Raw genomic sequence first — 21,580 nt, forward strand, 5'->3', positions numbered from 1 at the left:
ACGGGTTAGCCGTGGCGATATTTTTCAAACACACAGCAATGAAACTACTTAAAAAGTTGTTGCTAATTGGACAGTTGTGCCTCGCCACTACGGTAATGGCACAAACTACACCACTTCCGGCAATACAAAAGTTTATAAAACCTAGCGCCGCAAAATACGCAGGCGTATTTAACGTATACTTACAAGAAGATAAATATTACCTAGAAATACCCGATACGTTATTGAATAGAGATATTCTCTCTATGATTGTCATCAATAAAGGATCAGCACAGGTATCGAGAGATTCTAGAAAACGTTTTGGTTTTTCTGGCGATGTGGTACATGAAGCCGTTTTTAAATTCAATAAAGGGAAAAAGGGAGCAATAAATATAGAACAATCGCAGTTTTACGTAGCTCCTAAAAATGAGAAACTAAGCACTTACGAAGCAACATTGAAAAACAAGGTTGCACCTATCGTGTCAACCTTTGCACCAGTAGCACAAGATGCTACAGCAACACTCATAGATATTACCGCTACATTTAACAGCGATATGCCGTTTCTTTCGCTTAGCGGCGGAAAAGACGAGTTAGGTCTTGGCCCTTATCAGTCCAATATGTCGCGTCCGTTAGGTGTTGCTGCTTATAAAAACAATATTGTTTTTCGTTCAGTTAGGGCTTACGGTGCAGGCGCTGCTACACCCAAACCACAAGGCTTAACACCGGCCGAGCCTCAGCAGCCAGCAGAACAAGATAAGCAAATGAACGGGCCAACAATATGGGAAATTGGCGCAAGCTGGTATTTATTGCCTGCCCAACCCATGCGCCAAAGAATTGCAGATAAAAGGGTAGGCTATTTCACTAGGTCAATTGTAGATTATTCGAAAAATGCCAATAAGACAGTAGATAGAGGCTTAGCTGCCCGATGGAAAATTGAACCTAAACCACAAGACATAGAGAAATACAAACGTGGCGAATTGGTAGAACCAGCAGAGCCCATTGTGTTTTATGTAGATAAAAATACGCCAGCATATTTACAACCGTATTTTATTGCCGGTGTAAATGCTTGGCAAAGTGCTTTTGAAAAAATTGGTTTCAAGAATGCCATAATAGCCAAAATGGAACCTACACCAGAAGAAAATCCAGATTTTTCGATAGATAATGCAAGTTACTCGGTAATTTCTTATAAGCCTTCTACTACAGCCAACGCTTACGGGCCAATGGTAGTTGACCCACGTTCCGGACAAATCATCAGTTCGCACGTTGCGGTTTTCCATAACATTACAGATTTACTGCAGCGTTGGTATTTTATCATGTGTTCGGTAAATGATCCCGAAGCCCGAAAATTACCTTTATCACAAGATATCATGGGTCGTTTAATGAAGATGGTAATTACACACGAAGTTGGTCATACCCTTGGGCTTAGACATGATTTTGCCGGCAGTCATACCTACGATGTAGACAGTGTACGTAATAAAGCATTTGTAGCTAAAAATGGTTTTGGCGCTTCTATTATGGATTACCTAAGGTTCAATTATGTGGCACAACCAGAAGACGGCTTTACCGCCGAAGAGCTTTTACCTAAAATCGGTATTTATGATGATTATGCGATTGAGTGGGGCTACAAATACTTTCCACAGTATAAAACTGCAGAGCAAGAAGCCGAAGTTTTGAAAAATTGGGTTACCCAAAAACGTAAAGATCCAAGGTTTTTTTATTTTCCAGAAGGCGATTTCTCAGATCCGAGGGTGCAATCTGAAGATATGGGGAGTAACGCCATGAAAGCTGGTACACTTGGCATCAAGAACTTAAAAGTGATTATGCAAAACTTAGAAGCATGGCTCGAAAAAGATGATGATGAGAACTACACCATGATGAAAAGAATGCACAGTGCCGTGGCAAGCAGGTATAACGAATATTTAGCCCATGTGCTAAAAAATATTGGCGGCAGGTATGCCGATCAGGCTTTGGTAATAGAAGATAAACCAAATTACCAACCGGTTAGCAGAGCAGTGCAAAAAGAAGCCATGGCTTTTATTAATGAGTATTATTTTAAAGAACCCAAATGGCTTTTTCCTGATCATATTGTAGATAAGACAAGATTTACTTTTGCGGGCCCGGTAGCTGCAGATTACGAAACTTTCTTGGGTAGAGTGTTTTTCAAGTTTTCTTCTATTTCTAAAAACGAACGTATTGTTGGGCAGCAACAGTATCAGGCCAGTGAGTTTCTAGCTGATATCTATAATGGCGTTTTTTCAGATTTGGAGAACGAAACACCAATTTCTGAATATAGAAGAACGCTACAACGTGGCTATGTGAACAAGCTCTTAAGCTCGGTTTATAATTCTGCAAACGACAATGATGTTGCAATTATCTTAAAGCAACAAATAGAATCGGTAAAGCAATCTTGCGATAAAGCATTACAAAAGCAAACAGATGCCACTACTAAAGCGCACTTAAATGCAATTTCAGCAATGATCCAACAGTGGCAAGGCAAAAAGCCAACAAGTTAATTATCATCAATGCTGACAACAAATAAATGAAAAAAATATTCTCTATAGCAATTTTGGTGTGGGCCTGTGTGGTCCACTCGGTTGCACAGCAAGCAAAACCTAGCGTCCCTTTAACCTTCGATAAATTTTTCAAGGATAAAATGAACGAGGTTAAAGGACATTTTCCAGTATATCAACTAGATGATAAATATTACCTCCAAATTGGTGCACAGCAATTAAATAAGGATATCCTCGTAGCGGGAGATATTCGTTACGGTAGTGCTAACATTTCTAAATCTTCAGGCGTACTTAAATTTACCAAAGGTCCGGGCGAAAGTTTATACGTAACTAGAAGTAACTATAGCGAACAGGCAATAGACAATGCCCCAATGGCTAATTTGCTAAGCGGATCAACATTAGAGCCCATCAGTTTTACTTTTAAAATAGAAGCTTTGGGTAAAGATACAGGTAGTTACATTATTGATATTACCAAACAACTCATTGATGGTGGCGAACTGTTTTCGTTCAAAAATTACAGCCAAATCGCTAATCCAGACCCCTCTAGGTCTGCTGTAGAAAGTGTTGTGGCAATTAGCAATGGGGTAGCTTTTAATGTATACAGATCTCAGAACAATTCGGGAAGAGACTATAACGGAAAAGCTATTGAGCAAGCATCTACTTTCCAAATGGGCTTAGTGTTGCAAGAGCTTTCGGCTACGCCAATGCCAATTCAATTAAGCGACCGAAGAATTGGTTTCGAAACTCGCTCATTTACAGATTTTGGATTAGCCGGATACGCCGCAAAAAAGGTCAACATCATTAAAAAATGGTACTTACAGGTAAAACCTGAAGATGCTGTCAAATATAAAAACGGCAGTTTAGTAGAACCTCAAAGGCCAATTGTAGTTTACCTTCATCCATCAATCCCAAAATTTTTGATGAATGCAGTAAAAGATGGCGTGTTGGCTTGGAACAAGTGCTTCGAAACAGCGGGATTTAAAAATGCAATCAAAGTAATTCTTCCCGAAAACTCTACACAGCAGTTAATGGAAGAGGGTACGGTACTCATTGCCTGGGGTGGTGTAGCCAATAAGCCAGCTGTAGAAACCGTTGAAGATCCACGTACTGGAGAAATAAAAACGGCAAAAATCACTTTGTCCGACTTCGTGATCGATGATTTGCTTCAAAAATACTTTGTGCAGGTTGGTGCTAATGACATACGTATCCAAAAAGATGCTTATTCTCCCGCAGTTAGAAGCGATATTTTGAAGTTTAAAGTAAGCCAAGGCATGGCACAGGTATTGGGTATGTTGCCTAATTATGCAGGTAGTGCCGCTTATAGTGTACCACAGGTAAGTAATCCGCAATGGGTAATGCAGCATGGTTTTACCTCATCTATTACTGATGATTTAGAGTTCAATTACCTGATGGTGCCCACCAAGAATTTCAATAGCAAATTGCTAATTCCAAGCATTGGTGCTTATGATCATTTTGCGATCAACTGGGCTTATCGTCAGTTTCAAAACGACCAAGCCAAACCAAATTTTTTAAAAGATGGCAAAATAGATCCAGTTTATTTTTATGCAGCCGAAGATAAAAGCAATCCGCTAAGCCAAGCAAAAGATTTGTCTTCACAAAACATAGAAGCAGCGCAAAAGGGCATCAATGGGCTCATTGCATTTTACCCTAAATTAGATGGTATTGCCGCCAAAATGGATGATGATACCTGGGACACCTACATGTTATTGGCTGCAAATTTTATCATGTCTTATGATCAGTACGTTACCAGCGTACTCCCAAATATTGGCGGTAGGCAACGTTTTACCGTAATGAAAGGATATAACACGGTACCGTTGATGTATACACCCAAAGCTAGACAGCAAGCCACATTTGATTTCTTGTACCAAAATGTACTTAAAGGAGTACCAGCATGGACTAGAAACGATAGGGCACAATTTACCGATGGTTCTAATACAGAAACGTTGGTAACCAAAACAGCAGTAAAAGTAGTAAATGCCTTAATTAACGCCGATTTGATTAAAAATCTACTAGAGGCAGAAAATTCTGGCCAAAAAGATGTTTTTGGTACTAAAGACTTGTTCCAAAACATTGATCGTTACGTGTTCCAAAACTTTGATCCTAAAATAGCACTTACGGGCTACCAACGTAATGTGCAATCTACATTAATTAGAAGTTTACAGGCATTGGTAGCTAAAAACAAAATTGGTGCAGGCCTAAGCGATATCAGTGTGGTTTTAAATACTTATACAACTGCGCTTAATGAGCGCATCGGTCAGATGGCAAAATCACATACAGATGTATTAACCAGAGAACATTTTCAGTTAATGAAGATGTTAATGGACAACGAACAAAATGCGAAATAGAATGAAAAAATTAATGATAGTAGCTTTGATGCTCGTACTGGGCATCTCGGCAAAGGCGCAAAACAGAGCTATCAATTTCGAAAAATTGACTTTTCAAGAAGCCTTGTTAAAATCTAAAAAAGAGAACAAGCCCATTTTTGTGGATTGCTACACTACTTGGTGTATTCCTTGCAAACGCATGGAGGCAGATGTGTTTACTTTAGATAGCGTGGCCGATTTTCACAACCAAAACTTTATCAATATTAAAGTAGATATGGAAAAAGGCGAGGGGCCCGATTTGCGTAAAACATATACGGTAGAGGCCTATCCATCTTATTTAATTGTGGATGCCGATGGTAAAGTGAAAAATAAATACGTAGGAGGCATGGCCGCCAAAGATTTTTTAGCGAATGCTAGAAAAGGGTTAGGCACCAGCGAAGAAGCCAGGTTAAACGCACTTTACGAAAAAGGAGATCGTTCGCCAGAGTTCATGAGAAATTACATCAAACATAAAGTTAAAGTAATGGAAATATCAAAGGCTAAAGCACTTAATGTAGAGTTAATGGGGTTGCTTACGCCAGAACAAAAGGCTACTCCAGAAAATTGGTTCCTTTTTGGCCAAAACAGATATACCATGTACCTGTCTGATTTATTTAGCCCTAATTTTAAATACCTAGCAGATCACTGGAAAGATTTCGTAACCAAAAATACAAAGGATACAGTAGATAAGAAATTATCGTCGGTATACAGACAAATAGCCTCTTGGACACTTAATGGTTTTTATGTAAAAGTGAAACCTTATGATAAGGCTACTTACGAAATGTACAAGGCACAAATTAAAAAAACAGAAACGCCAGATAAAAAGCAATTATTGGTAATGATGGACATTGCTATGGCGGCAGGAGATAAGAACATAGATAAAGTAACTGATTTATTCTTGAAACACTTGGGTTCTTTTTCGGAAGATAACCGCCGCATTCTCTTTGACTATGTTACTTTCGCTACATCTATAAAAGGATACAATTATCCAAAAATTGCTGCCCTTTCAGATGAGATTGAAAGGACTTCTACTAATCCTTTTTTGGTTAGACAGTTTAAAAGCATGAAAGAACGTTATGCAAAAAAAGCAAATTAGTTTAGTAGGCCTACTGTTGGTTTGTTGTGTGTATGTATACGCACAGCAGGCCAATTATGAGGCTGCAAAAAAATACGATGCGCCTCATCTTTCTAAGCGCATAGGCACATTAAAGGTAATTCCATTTTTCCTTAAAAAAACCAACAGCTTTTGGTTTTTAGCCGAGCAGCCTTCGTTTTCTGGTAAAGAAAGCGATACGCTTACCAATAAAGATAGGGTCTACCATATTGTTGATCTAAAAACTGGCAAAAAGCAAGAGCTCTTTGATAAGAAAGCAATTGCCAATCAGCTACAACAATTTATAGGAGAAAAATTTAATAGCAAACAGCTCAGTTATTTCCCTAATTTTTCGGAAGACGAAAAAACAGTAAAGCTAAAATACGGTTCTAAATCTTACAGCTACAATTACCTAAGTAAGCAACTTACCGAAGATCATGAAGGCCAGCAACCAAAAAAAACATATCCTAAATTTGGTGTTTCGGCAGATGGTAAATGGGAATTGTACACCCGTGCGCACAACCTATACATTGCCAGTGCTGCCAATAAAGAAAAAGAGCAGCAACTCAGTAAAAATGCCGAACCCTATTATTCGTTCTGTGTAGATGAAAAAGGAGACTATACGGTAGATAAAACCTATCCTTCTACAGCAAAATGGGTTACAGCGAGGTATTTTTATGCCTTAAGAATAGATAAGCGAAAGGTGCAAACCATGTCGGTAATCAATTCTGATGTTACACCTAGGCCGCGAGTTTCTACCTACAAGTATGAGTTGCCAGAAGATAAAGATGTTGCCCAATACGAACTGATGATTGGAGATGCAAACAGCAGTACGATAAAGAAAGTAAATTTGGAGCGTTGGCCAGACCAGCAGTTAGAAGTGGTTGCAGCACCAGGTAATTCGGAAGAACTCTTTGTGATACGCCGTAAACGAACCAGAGACGAAATGGAACTTTGCGCCGTAAATTTGGCCAGTGGAGAAGTAAGGTCGGTTATTCATGAAGTAAGCAAACCTTTTATCAACGAAGATTTTTTCAATGTCTCCATTTTAAACGGAGGAAACGACATTATTTGGTGGAGCGATAGAAGTGGCTGGGGACAATATTACCGCTACAACAATCAAGGTAAACTTCTTAATCGCATTACAAAAGGCAACTTTACAGCTGCAAAAATTGCCGCTATAGATACAGCAACTGGTACTTTGTATTGCTACGGATATGGTAAACAGCCTAACGTAAATCCATATTATGCCTTTTTGTATAAAATTGGTATAAACGGCAAAAGCGAAAAACTGCTTACGCCAGAAAATGCAACGCATCAGGTTTTTATTTCTCCAGATAGGAAATACTTGATAGATACCTATTCTAGGATAGATAGCCCGCCCGTAACCATACTCCGTAAAACAGATGGCAAGCAAATAAGCATGGTATACAAAGCAGATGCAGGCAGTCTTTATGCTTATGGCTGGAAAAACGCAGAACCATTTGTAGTCAAAGCGAAAGATGACTCTACCGATTTATATGGCTTAATCTGGAAACCATTTGATTTTGATCCGAATAAAAAATACCCGGTCATATCGCAGGTTTATCCAGGGCCACAGATAGAAACCGTATGGAACGATTTTACGGTGCTAGATAAATACAATAATGCGGCTTTGGCTCAATTAGGCTTTATTGTGGTTGCCGTGGGGCACCGTGGTAATTCGCCCATTCGCAATGCGGCCTACTATAAATATGGGTATGGTAACCTTAGAGATAATGCCATTGATGACGATAAATATGCTTTGGAACAATTGGCGCTGCGGTATTCATTTATTGATTTAACCAAAGTTGGCATTTTTGGCCATTCGGGAGGCGGCATGATGACGGTAGCGGCCATGTGTAAATACCCTGATTTTTACAAAGTTGGCGTAGCTTCTTCTGGTAATCACGACAATAGGATTTACAACCGTACGTGGGGCGAGAGCTATCAAGGTTTTCAAAAGAAGATGCAAATTAACCAAGAGGTAGCAAAAAATCTGCAAGGGCATTTAATGTTGGTTACTGGCGAGGTAGATGAGAATGTAAACCCAGCAAATACTTACAGGCTGGCCGATGCGCTAATTAAAGCTGATAAAGATTTTGACTTGATGGTGCTGCCGGGGCAAAGCCATGGCTACGAAGGTGTATATAAAACTTATTTTGAAAAACGCTTACGTGGATATTTTGCCAAGTATTTGATAGATGAACCACAAGAGTTGAAATAAATAAACGTGAATTATGAGTCTTCGGTTTTATGTCAAGCCCTAGTATTAACCTTTAAATCGGCTCAAAATCGGCCTTGGCCTTTGCGGTAACGATGTATTTGCTCTAGCTCTTCCTCTAAAGCAAAGGGCGCAGCCGACGACTTTTCCTCCATTTTGGTCGCTCAAACAGCGAAGCTCTCTTGAGTACCGCTAAAAAAGCTTATAAAAACGAAAAAATGGAGTGCCGATGCCCGGCATGAGGGCAGGAAAGACTGAGGGATGGGTTATAAAAGCGATTTTAGCTATATATAATGAAAATTAGATCCATAATTCACGTTAAATAAAGAGAAATTAATGTTTAGGTAGTTAATAATTAAACGGAGCTGTGCTGGATGGCCGCTCCGTTTTTATAAATCACTAAGTGGCTTTTGTTTACAGTTAGGTGCTGCCTTTCGGTATCATCAAACTAAAAATGACATCTGTTAAAGTAGCTTGCTCAAATCAAACCAGCGGCATACGGTATATCCCTAGAAAAAGCTTCATAATGCTGTTTGCTATTCTTCCTATAACGCACCTCATAAATAGCTTCCAGTTGCTTCAGAAAGCTAAAAAACTCTCCTTCAAAATGGCATTTCAGTACAGAAAAGCAAAAACTGTATTTCTTAAACCAATTTTACCCAACTCTCGTTCAAAATGGTATTTCAGTAAGGAAAATGGTATTCTGCACTCTTCCTTGGTTAAGGGTTAGTATAAATAGCAAAGTCGTTGTTCTTTGTAACAACGACTTTATAAACGACATCTAGATCTTTACCCACGCACCAAGCGACTACATTGCTCCAAGAAACATTCGCACCGCGTATCATATCGATAAGCCTCGTCCCAGCCAACCATAGACCAGCCCTGATATCGGGTATCTTTTACAGTTTGGGCAAACTCATCGAAGAGTGATTTTTCCTCTTCCGTAGAGCGTGGAAAAATATCGTTTGGAAATTGCCATAAGCTAGCGCAAAGGCTGAACAAATGTTTTAAATTATACTGGTATGGAGCATAGCCGTAAAAGTATTCTAGTAAACCCAAACACGCTTGTTCAATCGCTTGATTATAAAGAAATACTTTAATTTCAACTTCCTCACAATCTTGTATCGCTTTACCTCCATTGTAAAAGCCCCTTGCATTGTTTTCGCGTTGATACCATTTACTTCTGGCTTCATCCATCTCATCAGCATTGCGACAACCATTGCGTTCATGAAATTCCCAATTCAGCAAATGATTTTCTGCATAGTGCAGCGGCTCAAAATATTGTAAAGCTTGATGAAAAAATGGACTGTTTTTATCAAGTTGTTTTTGAATTTGCACCTGAGTGAATGAAAGCAATAAAACAAAAACTTCTCGCTCTTGGTTAATGGTGGCTTGAATATTTCGGATTTGCTCCCTAATATCTCTTTCACTTACAATAAGCAAGTCGAAGAAATAATCACAACTACCCTTATTTTCTTGCGCATTGATACCTTCAATAAAAAAAGACCTCGTTCGTCGTCCAAATAAATAGATACCCTTTATATCGATATTTTCTTTCAAACAATTGACAATTTCCTTCAACTTGTCATCGGCTAGCTGCATTTGTTCTCTTGAATCAACTATTACCGATGGTTCGGCCTTGGTAGCACTCGTCAACTCTGCGTAGGTAGCATTGGTCTCTTTTCGCTCTTCTTGCTGCACAAGTTCATTAAACTGTACCAAATATTCTTTCATCATATCGCTTACCCTTTCACTTAACGATAACGCAAATTCGCAGATCTTTTCCATATCTACCCCTTCTACCTTAAACTTGCTTTCATACCGTACCGCAGTGTAAGCTTTATTCAGCAATGTCAACATAGAAGCATCTGTAACACCATCGGCAATGCTAGGTAGTAATTTAAAATTTGGCAACAGCAGGGCCAAATGTTTTTCATGCTCTTGTAGCTTATGCGATCGTTTTTCGCTGCCCAACAAACCAACGGTCAAAGCACGGCAGCTCAGTTCGCAAACTTGATGCAACATAAAAAGCGCCACCGCAGCATCCTGTTTTTGTACGTAAAATTGTGCACCCTCATAAAACGATGTGATACGTGCCATGCCAGCACTAAAGTCTTTTTGGGCCATATCCGCCCATTGCCGCAATTGCACGGTACCTATAAAAGGCATGGCGGGTGCATTTTCAGCTTGGTAAATTAGATTGTCCGGCTGGCCAAACACCAAGTGGTACAAACTCCCATCGCCCTATAACCTTCTTATTTCGCTACCCTGGTACAGCCTAAAACTTAACCGTTCATGGCCATTAATCGCCATCCAAACAAAGGGTTCAAGTTCTGCCAATTTAACACCTGGCCGGCTACCCACCAAAATGATCAGGTGCCAAGCCTGATGCTCCTCAAGCGTATAAGGATGTGCAAAAATCTGTTCTACATTCACCTTTTCGGCCAGTTGGCCAGCTATTGCTAAAAGTTCTTTTCTTTCCATGATCTCTTATTTTAGGATTTTTTCGTAAGTGATTTTGTCTTTGCGCTTGGCAACGTTGCGTCGTAGTTTAGGGTATCCCCGTTTAGCTATCATTTCGGCCAACACCTGCTGCGCATGTCGTGGTTTCATATCGCTACCTAGTAGTGAACTACATTTTTGATAAATGGCGGCCGGGCTTTTGGCTTCAATGAAATATCTGCCGTTGAACAATAATGCTAAAATATCCCTGGTGGCAACCAATAATTCGCCTTCCCGTTCTTCATCCTCCACATAATTCGGGTTGGTTTCAAAAACCTTATAGACCAAATTTGCCTTACCCTCACTATCGGTTCTAAAAAGTGTATGTTCCACGTACTTTTCATACCTTGTGCACTGCATTTCGCAAGATTGGCAGCTTACGTCCTTGCCAAAATCTGTAAAAATAATGCCACGGTAAGATGGTTCCCCTAGTGCCTCTAGCATTTCGCATAACCAACTTACAGGCATATCTTTATGAGCTAATGTTTCCAGCTCGCCTATAGTATTCGAAGCATGCCCCATCAAAAAAGAAGCCTCTGCACTGCTATAGCCTCGAGTAATACGCAACAGCATCATGCTGTACAAAATGTTTACATGTACTCTCGAAAGTTTCGCTCGGTAATTGAACGTTTTTACTGCTAGCTGTGCTTCTTCAGGCACTGCGGGTGTTAAAGACTCTTTTTCCATTTTTCCTTGTTTTAGGTTTAAATTCTAAAGTTCAGGCACACCACCGCGGTACCCAACCACAGCCTCTTGTAAAAAACCACAGCGCAATTGTTTTTTACCTACCTTTATTTCTTTTATATTTGGATATGGAAAACGCTACTAAAACTACCCGCACTCATTTAGGAAGAAAGATTAGCCGCATTCGCGAACTGCGTGGCATGAAACAGGATGCCCTAGCCGCAGAACTGGGAATTAGCCAACAAGCAGTAAGCAAATTAGAGCAGAGCGAAGAAATTGAGGACAGTACGCTGGAGAAAGTGGCGAAGGTTTTGGGGGTAAGTGCGGAGGGGATTAGAAGTTTTAGCGAAGAAACTGTTTTCAATATTATTGGTAACACATATCATGACCAATCAACGTCATTAAATTTTCAATGCACATTTAACCCGTTGGAAAAACTAATGGAAGCTTTGGAAGCTAACAAAGAACTTTATGAAAGATTGCTAGCTAGTGAAAGAGAGAAAGTTGAGATATTGAAAGGGAAGTAAGTATCCATTTTGTTTTCAGCGGTTTGCAGGCTCAAGTTGAGCCTGATTATCAACACAATGGGGCCTCTTGTTACACGCTGCTTTATATTTTTACTTTAAGAATTTCTTTTTCTTCTGTAATGGTCCATTTGCTAGTTCTTGTGCATTGGTGTGTCCAAAATGTTTTATTGTCGAAGGCTCGTCTTTTAAGTTTGTGGGTCATTAACATTTGGTCAAATGTGGTTGCATAAACAATGTATTTTTGCCCTACTTGAAAATAATATCCACAAGATGCTCCATTTGGCGGGGTCAAAATCGTTAGCGTGTCTGAAACTAAAAAACCTTTATACATTTTGTCAACTTTTATTTTTACAACAGAGGTAGGAAATTCACGCCATTTGAAAGAAATTTTGCTTGTATTGCCCTTTACAGTAACCCCTAAGCTATCGTAATTTTTTGTCAAAGTTCTGGAAATAACTTGACCGCTAAATACGACGTCAGAGTTTTTTACACTCATACCTATAGTCCCTTCTCCTTCACAGTTACAAGCAAATAATTTAATAGCCCAAACTAAAATCAGGAAAAATGTAAGGAATACTTTCTTATATCTTGGAAAAGATATAGTTGTGCTTGTTTGCGTCATTCTTCAAAGTTGCCTATAACGGTTTGGCGCTTGGCGCAGTGTCGGATTTCGAAGCACTAAACTGTCAATACACCACAAAATTTGATGCGAGGTAGAATGCTCAGTTAACCACGATACCCGCCATTGTGCCAAACGCCTGTTATCTGTAGTTTTTTATTTTTCAAGATTGTTCCATTCATCATAAACTTTTAAAATTGCTTTAAATTTTGAGGTCAATGGATTAAAATATGTTGAGTTCAAATTAGAGTTTTCAACTAGTTGTCTAATTTCTGTGTTGTATGACTTTTTAAATCTGTCTTTATCTATTTTGCCATCAATGTATTTACTGCAAGCTTCTTCATAAGCATTAATGTTATTTTCGATTGCAGAATCTAATACTTTCGTTTGTGCTTCGAGCGTATGTTCTTCATCTTCAGTTAAAGTTCCTGATTTTTTCTTAGATATTAATGGCAAAATTATTATTGTAATATCTCCTACTTTATCTCTAGTATTTGAAATCCTTTCACTTGTTGACAATTCTAAATTTCCCATTGAAATTAAGTTTTGTACTTCTGATTTATTCAAAGAGTTTTTTGCGAAAACGTTAGATTTAATCAGAGCGATTATTGCGACAATTAGAGAACCTAATGCAATAAATGCGGAAACACAAGATATAATGATGCTAGTTTTGTCCATAAGTTATTTTTTAACATTTACAAAAATATAATCTATCACATTAAGGTAGTTAGAATTGTCTTTTTGTTCTGTGATAATTACTGTACCACCATCTCTATACTGAAATGGTCGTTGACCAGAGATAAATTCTCCAATTAATTTAATTATTTCTAATTTGTCTGAATTAGAAATATTAGTGTTTGTGTTGTCGTAGGTAAGAGAGTTTAATTCTCTGATTATCAGATTAGCACCTTCTTCTTTGCTTGTTGACTTAACAAAACTCATTGCGAGTCTGTTTGCTATTTCAATTTTTGTTGCCATTGATTGTTGTTTTAAAATTACAGATAACTTGTATATATGCGCTACTCTCTATGGCGCCAATCCACCCAGAATAGGAGGTGTTTGCGAAGTTGAGTAGCGTATTATTTTAATCTAAATATAGAAAATATTCATCAAACATCGTTATAAGAGCTACTTCTAAATTAAGTGTTCAAATTCTAACCTAAACTTAAGTATCCCCATTCTGGCTTAAGGTGTGCCGTGAATGAATAATAAGGTTGTATTTATTCTTCAATGTTGGATAGAAGATGATGGTAGGTCCATCACAGTCGTTGTGCAAGCGGAGGCTGTAAACCGCCCCTCGGTGCTAAAGGAGTAATTCGATGGTATTGAACGGAAAGGGGAAAAGGCCAGCAGGACTGGTCAGGTGCGGATAAGGGAGATGAATGCAAATGAACCATCGATGAAGTAATGAGATAGAGATACCCATTGCCAAAAGTCGGTTTTCTTAAGGGCTGATGAGGATTGTAGCGGCTACTTGCCTACTGGCTACAAGGCAATCGTTATAGAGGTGGCATGACCCTTATCCAGGCTTTTATCCGGAACACGGGAAGTCCATATTGGATATAAAGCGAAATGCACAAGCAGGCAATACCTGTAAGGCTGAAAAGCGATGCCGTTATGGATGGCGGATGATGCCGTAGTAGTGATGAATTTTCTGTAATGGAGATGGAGCGAAGGGCATCAATTATACAGGTTAATAATGTTATAACAACTCTGCAAAGAGGAGGATTAAATGTTTGAGACAAAATCAACAACAGTACCCATAACAATGGAAATGGTACGGGAAGCCTATCGCAAGGTAAAATCGAACAGGGGTTCGGCGGGAGTAGATAAAGAAAGTTTGGAAGAATTTGAGACTGATTTATCGAACAACCTATATGTAATCTGGAACCGATTATCCTCAGGTAGCTACTTTCCCAAGCCTGTCCGTTCTGTCGCAATACCGAAAGCTAATGGTAAGAAGCGATTTTTGGGCATTCCAACAGTATCCGACCGTATTGCCCAACAGGTTTTAAAGACTTACCTTGAGCCCCGTTTGGAGGCTGTCTTTGCCAAAGAATCGTATGGTTACCGTCCGCTGAGGGGTGCCCATCAGGCAGTGTCTGCCGTGCAGAAAAACGTACGGCAATACCCTTGGGCAATCGATATGGATATCAGTAATTTCTTTGATGAGGTAGACCACAGTTTACTGATGAAATCGATAGATGTTCATGTAGAAGAGCGTTGGGCCAAGATGTACATCAAACGCTGGCTTGAAAGTCCAGTGCAGCAGGCAGATGGTTCATTAAGCCCAAAGGCTGGAAAAGGTACACCACAAGGCGGTGTGATAAGTCCTCTGCTTGCCAATCTGTTTCTGCATTATGTTTTAGATAAATGGTTGGGCAAGTATTATCCACAAGTTGCTTTTGTACGCTACGCGGATGATATTATAATCCACTGTTCTTCAGAAACAGAAGGGAAACAAGTATTGGATGGTGTACGCAGTAGGCTAAGGGAGTGCAAACTAGGGTTAAATGAGGAAAAGACGAAAATGGTTTACTGCCAAGATTATCGAAGAAAGCGGCGAAAAGATTATGCAAAGAAATTTGATTTTCTAGGCTTTACATTCAAACCAAGAACTGTAGTTTCCAAGAGGGAAGGTCTATTTTTGGGCTATGGGTGTGCTATTAGCCAAACATCACAGACACGTATTGTGGAGGGGTGGAGGCGTTTGAAATGGCATAACAGGAGCGATCTGGATATTCAAGATATCGCAGGTCATTTAAATGTCCAAATGGCGGGCATTATCCGATATTATGGCAAGTTCAATCTTATGGCTCTACGGAAATTGATGTGGCACTTCGAATTCAGGTTGGCAAAATGGGTGTTGAACAAATACAAAAGCTTTAGGAATAGTTATACCAGGGCATACAGATGGATAAAGGAGCTAAAGCGAAGCTATCCAGCAATGTTTTATTATTGGACTGTTTTTAAGCATGTATAATGATTTGTATAATAAGAGCCGTATGAATTGAGAGGTTCACGTACGGTTCTGTGAGAGGTTTGGGCTGAAATGCCCTTGCCTACTCGACCATTTCGTATAGCGCAAGCATAAGTGCAACGGTGCTTGTGCTTAATTAACGTGAGTTCGGGATAAGAGAAATAGGCTATTTGCTAGCGATAGCCTCTCAAATCTCCGTTCCGCTAATTTTCGGTCTCCTATTTTTCGGGTAGCACTGATAACCCCGCTGGCGCACGAGTTTCGCGTGTGCCTCTTACTTATTACTTGGCAGACCAAAAGACTTAGCTTTCCATTTTGTAGCTTAAGTGATCGCCGAAAAGCGAATGCTTAAAACAGAAGGGAATGTTATTAAAACTCATTAATATTTCTCAACCTTACATTCGGCATCGTGTTAAATATATCTTGCATATACTTTCTATGGCTGGCTCCAAATAACAATTACTTTTTCGGCTTTTAAACTTACAGCTTTCACACATTTCTTTGTTTCGCATCATCCTGTAAGTGCTAGAGGCTGGTTTTCTTCTCCGCTCGCTATTTTTAGCTCAATTATTTTGTAAATTTTGCATTTATAATTTTTGTAAGTTCGTTGCCTAATATCTTTGCGTTGTCTGCATTTGCCTTGTCCATTTGAAATTTCAAAATTGGAGTTTCAATATGATGGTCTTGAAGATAATGAGTAACAATTATAAAGTCAGTACCTAAAGTTCCAGCACGTTTTATTTCCATTACTTCTGTTTTCATTTTCACTTTCAGGTTGCCACTCAAAGGAATGGTTGTTTGTTTAAGATTGTGTCGAAACGTGATGATGTGCTCATTGATTTGAAGTCCATCTACAACTTGCTTAATTACTGTAAATAACGCGAACACGACCAATAAAAGTCCTAAAACAATTGCCGTAATTTTTGTTGTCGTATCAGATGTTTTAATGAAAGGAGCAATGACAAGAAACAGACCACCAAAAAAGAAGAACATCACACCTAAGTTTGATTTATCTCCAAAGCGAAATTTGTGTTTTATTTCCACCAGTTTGTCGTCCGCTAATATTTTTAAGCAGGCTTGGTTCGCAATTTTTAGTATGTCATCATTAATTGTTGTCAATGTTTCTGTCGTTTGGTTGTGGTTGTCTAAACTTGCCATTAACGGTTTGGGTATTTATGAAAGACAGGAAATAGAAGCACTTCCGTTACACTTTGTACAAAACAATCTATTTGTTGCTGGCGATAGCTTTTTCAATCAACAAGATATTTGTTTTTGCGACATCGTATGTTTTCGCCAAAGTCGTCCATTGATCTAAAGAACTTACCGTCTGCTCAATAATTTGCTCGACTAAATTTTTGTCTAATTTAGCTTCCTTGCCAAGCTTTACCAAATGGCTGATTTTGGGATGTCTACCTTCTCCCATCACTGAGGTGCTTTGTTCCGCATTCATTCCGCTGGAGAAAGTGAGGTCGTATCCGGGGGCGAGTTTCCATGCTCCGTTCTCATCCATCAAAAAACTGAAGTTCTTAGCATGGTCATCTCTATTATGTGCCAACACATTGAACACGGCTAAGCGATACATTTTTTCAACTTCACGTATGTCTTTAGTCAATGCGCAGGTTAAATTCAGCAAATCTTCGTAATCAAGGGAAGGTGCTCTAAAATCGCTATGCAATAGTCCGCTTGCCGTATGCATGTGTAGTCGGTTGTTGCCCTCTCGATCAAATCGTTTAACGGCAAAAAAGCCAGCGCCTTTTTGAGAAGAGAACAAATGTACGTCTGGCATCATCACGCCGGCTTCTTTTGCCATGAGTGCATAAACGTATTCAATAGCACCAGCATCCTGGCCATCTTGTGTATTAGGAAACTTTACCAACCAAGGCTCAAATCCTTCTTGAAGTTGTTCAGTATCATGTACAATTTGTTTACGATCGTCGCTGACAGCAATAAGGGCTTTTGGACGGGCACCTGCAGAAGATCCGTTTAAAGCCAATAACTCCTCTAACATTTCGTCTGAAGTGCCTTGTAACACTTCCTCCGTTTGCAAGGCTAGATGATCTAGATCAATCGTTTCCTGATTATCGGATGGGCTATGATCTGGCTCATAGACCAGTGCGCCCATACCAGATAGTCCAACATGCGCTAAACGATCTAGCGGGGAGATAGTTGCTGGGAGAATACCTTGCGACCTCAGCAGGCGATCGAAAAGCAATCGCCCCCAACCGTCCGGCAAACTATCGCTGAATACTCCAGCTAATCCTTCAAAGGGATATCTAGGAAATTCAAGTACGCCCTTTTGAAGTGGCAATCGGAACGGTGATATTTCAATTCCTTTTTGAATAAAAGCATCATCATACTCAAAATAAATAATCCGATTACGCATGGCCATTCGTCCAACAGCTTCAATTCCTGAACCGAAATCAAGACTGACTTTTACTTCAGCTAACGGAGCGCTCATTTTCTGCGTCCCCTTTTTCGTGAATTACTATTCAAATCTTTTAAAACATCATCTATCGAGTTGAAATTTGGCTTTGATGGTTTTAGGGCGTTAACCATTTCGTCTATACCCCCAACCACCATCAGAAGTTTAAAGAAGGATTCTAAAGATATAGAACCTTTCTGTTCAAACTTCCGTAATGTAGGCAAGGGAACGCCTGAGCGCTCTGCCAGCCCCTCTTGTGTCAATTCCATTGCTAAACGTCTTGATCTAACATTATCTGCAACTTTTAATTGTGCTTTTGAAGGAGATATAAGTGATATCATTTTATTAGTTATTGCTTAATTTGAGGTTAACTAATATTATAGTGTTATAAAATTACGAAAAATTCAATTAAATATGCTATACTTTGGTTGGCGTTCTTTACAATAGTTTACATCCGCCCTTAGGACAGATAAAAGTTGAACCATATCCTTCCTGTAATTTTCTAATATGAACTTTTGTCTGGCACAAGAATCAATGCGAGATTACTTGTCCTTAATTAAATTCATTAATATTTCTCACCCTTACATTTGGCATGGTGTTGAATATATCTTGCATATACTTTCTATGGCTGGCTCCAACAATAACAACTACTTTTTCGGCTTTTAAACTTTTAGCACTATTAACTACATTTTCACACATTCCTTTATTTCGCATCATCCACCAATGTATTTTCGAAAGCATTTCTTCTTTTGGGAAGTCTTTTAGTTCATACAAATCTGGAAAATAGAAGTCTCCCGCCGATAAAATTACCGCCGCTTCATCGGTATTTAGCCATTCGGTTAGGTTTTCTGAATGCTTATCCATAGTTAAATATTTCTCAATCCCCTTATCCCATCTTTTTAAAATCTTTTTTAATTCGGCTGCATAACTCGCGGTAGTATCTTTTTTGAAAGCTTCAAATTTATTGTAGAACGCCAATGCAGATGCCGACCAGTTCAAATCGTAATCTTGACAATCCATAGGTTGTAATTCCTGGATTTTCATTTCCAGCATCAATGGGAAAGCAATAAGGTCATATTCAGAAGTTTTAAGCCTGTTCATACTTCGCCCTTTCACGTCCAATTGCGGACTAAGCGCCTTATTTACATAGTTTTCAAGTTCAATATTGGGCATTTGTTGTAAGCGCTTAAAAACTTGCCAAAACTGAAAATGACCATTTGAAACATCTTGATTAAGATAATAGGCATGTGCCAAATCAGTTTTCAGGTAATAATTGTTCGGGTTTTTTAGCGATAATTTTTGTAAACTATCAAGCACATTCGGAAGCTTATCGGAAGTTATATTTCTGTTTTTCCTAAGTGTTTCGAGGCGTTTGATGTTTTCTTCTTTACACCAATAATCCATTAAATGCTGCTCATCTTCCTTACTTAAGAACTCCCCGAAAAAGGCTGTCGGCTTAAATTTCCTGATTTTGCTTTCAATAGCGGAGATATCTTGTTTAGCCGATTTGCTATAATTATGGGATACACCTATTAACAACACCTCTACCTTTTGTGCGTATAGCTTAAAAGTTAAGAAGAAAAATAGAAGGAAAGGATATTTCATTTTACGTCAGTTTTATTTGTTGTTGTTACTGTTGCTGTGTAATTACCACTAATTTAATTACAAGCATGTACAACCTTTCCAGCTAATATAGCTAGAATAATAGACGTTTACGAAGTTTAAGAGCGCATTATTTGATTGCTAATTATAGCGAAAGCTATCCAAGACTAAAACCACACTACCTCAAAAACGGCAACAACTTCTCCAAAGATATCCCCAAGTAATCGCAGGCCTGAAAAACAGTAATGGGCTGGCGTTTGTGCAAGCCGTGGCAATCCCTAATCAATTGCAAAATGCGCTGACAAGTACGCTCGCTCTTACCTGTAATCAACTTAAGGTCGGCAGTATAAAAAAATAAACGATGTAAAGGTTTACTCATAATTAAGATGCTTCATCGGTAAAAGGTAATTGTTAATTCGATAATACAAATTTAACTCATATACAAATAGTTACAAAGAAACACCTAGCTTTTAGCAAATTTTAAAGCCTTGCCGAACAGCCACTGCCAATTTCGTAATGGACATTGCAAACCACGTTTACAGTTTGGCAATAAAAAACTCGAAACAGTATAAATTTGCCAACTCAAATTTGAGCTAATCGCCAGAAAAAATAATACAAAACGTAAATTTTCTGCTCAAATAACATAAACGGTTGGGCTATGTGAGATCTCAAGCCCAAGTAAAAGCCAATAAAGTCACTCAAATCGGCCTTGGCCTTTGCGGTATAGATGCAATTGCTTTAGCACCAACTTTAAAGCAAAGGGCGCAGCCGAGAGTTTTTGGGTACTTTTTGCGGAAAAAAGTACCTGCCAATGCCCGGCACGAGGGCAGGAAAGACCGTGTGCTGGCTTTTTATTTGAAATATCAATCCCAAACGTAGCAACAACGTAGGACCGACGGTAGACCGACGGTGGAACAGCACCCCAAAAACGCCAATTCCGACAAAAACGCACAAATAGCGCAAAAGAAAACCAAATGCGCCTAAAACCGCCAAACCCGCCATGCCCTAATTTTCTTCTACCCAACTTTACCCTCAAGCACTAACTACCGGTAAACAAAGAGTGTAAATTTTAATTATTAATCACATTTAAAAACAGAAAGAAGATGGCAAAGTCAGAAAACAACGAAGTAATGTTTGGTGCCCGCGGCAGGGTGGGCAACCTAGTGGTGTTCAAAAATTTTGGAAACAACCAAACGGTAATCGCCAAAAGACCAAAACGACCAGACAATCCTGTGTACACGGCAAAACAAATAGAGGTAAAGCAAAGGTTTAGGGAAGCGGTGGCCTACGCAAAGGGCGTCATCGGCAATCCAATGCTAACCGAAGACTATCAGGCTTTTGCCAAACCGGGCCTATCAGTATACAACCTAGCCTTGGCAGATTACTGCAAATCCCCAGAAATCACTTTAATTGATACTAATAACTACCAAGGTCAAATCGGTAACCAGATCAGGGTAAGGGCTATCGACAACTTTAGAGTTACGGAAGTGAAAGTAAGCATTTATGATACTACCGATACCTTGCTAGAAAGCGGCATGGCTATATTAAGTGCAAACAACCTCGATTGGATCTATGAAGCCACCGTCTTAAATAGCAGTTTGCTCGGTACCAAAATCATTGCCGAAGCCAAGGATACCCCTGGTAACATAGCAGTAGAAACAGTGGCTATTTAGTATGAATTTCATCCCCGAGCTAGCATCGGGGATGTTTTTTTTGCGTATGAGCAGCCGAAATTTAATCCAATAAAAACTACGAATACTTAATACCTCAGCTCAACGCTCTAAATCATAAGTTGATACATGTATCAAAGCTTTTCCTCTGCTTACGAAATAAGGGAATAAAAACAAAAAACCCCGAATTTACTTCGGGGTTTGTGGAAGTGGTGCCTGCTGGGATCGAACCAGCGACACAAGGATTTTCAGTCCTTTGCTCTACCTACTGAGCTAAGGCACCTCCCGATTGGCAATGCAAATGTAACTTCTTTTTTCTAAAAGTAAAATTTTATTGATTTCTTTCGATTAAAGCGAGTAGCTATTTTA

18 protein-coding genes and 1 tRNA gene are annotated in these 21,580 nt (G+C 39.2%); 7 read left to right on the top strand and 12 right to left on the bottom strand.

The features are described 5' to 3' along the window. Positions 1 to 38 precede the first annotated feature (38 nt). The 4 genes from OVA16_RS01325 to OVA16_RS01340 are packed head-to-tail and all read left to right on the top strand — an operon-like array spanning position 39 to position 8,208. A complete protein-coding gene (locus OVA16_RS01325; RefSeq protein WP_267763119.1) occupies positions 39 to 2,489 on the top strand; it encodes a zinc-dependent metalloprotease in 2,451 nt (816 codons plus the stop codon). Between the two features lie 26 nt (positions 2,490 to 2,515). Beyond that, the gene (locus OVA16_RS01330; RefSeq protein ID WP_267763120.1) at positions 2,516 to 4,852 is read left to right on the top strand and encodes a zinc-dependent metalloprotease; all 2,337 of its coding nucleotides are present in this window, start codon (positions 2,516 to 2,518) and stop codon (positions 4,850 to 4,852) included. 1 nt (position 4,853) lies between these two features. After that, the gene (locus tag OVA16_RS01335) at positions 4,854 to 5,966 is read left to right on the top strand and encodes a thioredoxin family protein (protein ID WP_267763121.1); all 1,113 of its coding nucleotides are present in this window, start codon (positions 4,854 to 4,856) and stop codon (positions 5,964 to 5,966) included. Next, the gene (locus tag OVA16_RS01340; protein WP_267763122.1) at positions 5,947 to 8,208 is read left to right on the top strand and encodes a S9 family peptidase; all 2,262 of its coding nucleotides are present in this window, start codon (positions 5,947 to 5,949) and stop codon (positions 8,206 to 8,208) included. Before OVA16_RS01335 ends, OVA16_RS01340 begins: the two co-directional genes overlap by 20 nt. Before the next feature lie 786 nt (positions 8,209 to 8,994). Here OVA16_RS01340 and OVA16_RS01345 read toward each other — a convergent pair. From OVA16_RS01345 to OVA16_RS01355, 3 genes are all read right to left on the bottom strand, one after another. Further along, positions 8,995 to 10,374 (bottom strand): HEPN domain-containing protein, encoded by a 1,380-nt coding sequence (locus OVA16_RS01345; RefSeq protein ID WP_267763123.1) that lies wholly within the window; start codon positions 10,372 to 10,374, stop codon positions 8,995 to 8,997. Between the two features lie 75 nt (positions 10,375 to 10,449). Further along, complete coding sequence (locus tag OVA16_RS01350; protein ID WP_267763124.1) at positions 10,450 to 10,689, bottom strand: hypothetical protein; 240 nt, start codon at positions 10,687 to 10,689, stop codon at positions 10,450 to 10,452. 6 nt (positions 10,690 to 10,695) lie between these two features. Continuing rightward, a complete protein-coding gene (locus OVA16_RS01355) occupies positions 10,696 to 11,394 on the bottom strand; it encodes a hypothetical protein (RefSeq protein ID WP_267763125.1) in 699 nt (232 codons plus the stop codon). 125 nt (positions 11,395 to 11,519) lie between these two features. Here OVA16_RS01355 and OVA16_RS01360 point away from each other — a divergent pair, with 125 nt between their 5' ends. After that, positions 11,520 to 11,918, top strand: coding sequence for a helix-turn-helix domain-containing protein (locus OVA16_RS01360; RefSeq protein ID WP_267763126.1), 399 nt, complete (start codon positions 11,520 to 11,522; stop codon positions 11,916 to 11,918). Between the two features lie 82 nt (positions 11,919 to 12,000). On the opposite strand, the gene OVA16_RS01365 is transcribed toward OVA16_RS01360, so the two are convergent. The 3 genes from OVA16_RS01365 to OVA16_RS01375 form a co-directional block, all read right to left on the bottom strand. After that, positions 12,001 to 12,540, bottom strand: a complete 540-nt coding sequence (locus tag OVA16_RS01365; protein WP_267763127.1) for a hypothetical protein — start codon at positions 12,538 to 12,540, stop codon at positions 12,001 to 12,003. Positions 12,541 to 12,693: 153 nt separating this feature from the next. Next, positions 12,694 to 13,215, bottom strand: a complete 522-nt coding sequence (locus OVA16_RS01370; protein WP_267763128.1) for a hypothetical protein — start codon at positions 13,213 to 13,215, stop codon at positions 12,694 to 12,696. A 3-nt stretch (positions 13,216 to 13,218) separates the two neighbouring features. Then, positions 13,219 to 13,515: a hypothetical protein gene (locus OVA16_RS01375; protein WP_267763129.1), complete on the bottom strand. Its 297-nt coding sequence runs from the start codon at positions 13,513 to 13,515 to the stop codon at positions 13,219 to 13,221. 790 nt (positions 13,516 to 14,305) lie between these two features. Here OVA16_RS01375 and ltrA point away from each other — a divergent pair. Continuing rightward, positions 14,306 to 15,520: a group II intron reverse transcriptase/maturase gene (gene ltrA / locus OVA16_RS01380; protein ID WP_267763130.1), complete on the top strand. Its 1,215-nt coding sequence runs from the start codon at positions 14,306 to 14,308 to the stop codon at positions 15,518 to 15,520. A gap of 564 nt (positions 15,521 to 16,084) precedes the next feature. Here ltrA and OVA16_RS01385 read toward each other — a convergent pair. The 5 genes from OVA16_RS01385 to OVA16_RS01405 form a co-directional block, all read right to left on the bottom strand. Next, a complete protein-coding gene (locus OVA16_RS01385) occupies positions 16,085 to 16,675 on the bottom strand; it encodes a hypothetical protein (protein WP_267763131.1) in 591 nt (196 codons plus the stop codon). 67 nt (positions 16,676 to 16,742) lie between these two features. Further along, a complete protein-coding gene (locus OVA16_RS01390) occupies positions 16,743 to 17,975 on the bottom strand; it encodes a type II toxin-antitoxin system HipA family toxin (protein WP_267763132.1) in 1,233 nt (410 codons plus the stop codon). Beyond that, complete coding sequence (locus OVA16_RS01395) at positions 17,972 to 18,280, bottom strand: helix-turn-helix domain-containing protein (protein WP_267763133.1); 309 nt, start codon at positions 18,278 to 18,280, stop codon at positions 17,972 to 17,974. Before OVA16_RS01395 ends, OVA16_RS01390 begins: the two co-directional genes overlap by 4 nt. Before the next feature lie 211 nt (positions 18,281 to 18,491). Next, positions 18,492 to 19,544 carry a DUF5694 domain-containing protein gene (locus tag OVA16_RS01400; RefSeq protein ID WP_267763134.1) on the bottom strand — a complete coding sequence of 351 codons (1,053 nt, stop codon included), beginning with the start codon at positions 19,542 to 19,544 and terminating at the stop codon, positions 18,492 to 18,494. Positions 19,545 to 19,719: 175 nt separating this feature from the next. After that, the gene (locus OVA16_RS01405) at positions 19,720 to 19,920 is read right to left on the bottom strand and encodes a hypothetical protein (RefSeq protein WP_267763135.1); all 201 of its coding nucleotides are present in this window, start codon (positions 19,918 to 19,920) and stop codon (positions 19,720 to 19,722) included. Positions 19,921 to 20,644: 724 nt separating this feature from the next. Between OVA16_RS01405 and OVA16_RS01410 the strand changes: the two genes are divergently transcribed. Then, a complete protein-coding gene (locus OVA16_RS01410; protein WP_267763136.1) occupies positions 20,645 to 21,214 on the top strand; it encodes a hypothetical protein in 570 nt (189 codons plus the stop codon). A 207-nt stretch (positions 21,215 to 21,421) separates the two neighbouring features. Here OVA16_RS01410 and OVA16_RS01415 read toward each other — a convergent pair. After that, positions 21,422 to 21,494: transfer RNA gene (locus OVA16_RS01415), tRNA-Phe, on the bottom strand. Between the last annotated feature and the right edge of the window lie 86 nt (positions 21,495 to 21,580).

Origin of the sequence: Pedobacter sp. SL55, from assembly GCF_026625705.1 — a bacterium.
Classification (GTDB): Bacteria; Bacteroidota; Bacteroidia; order Sphingobacteriales; family Sphingobacteriaceae; genus Pedobacter.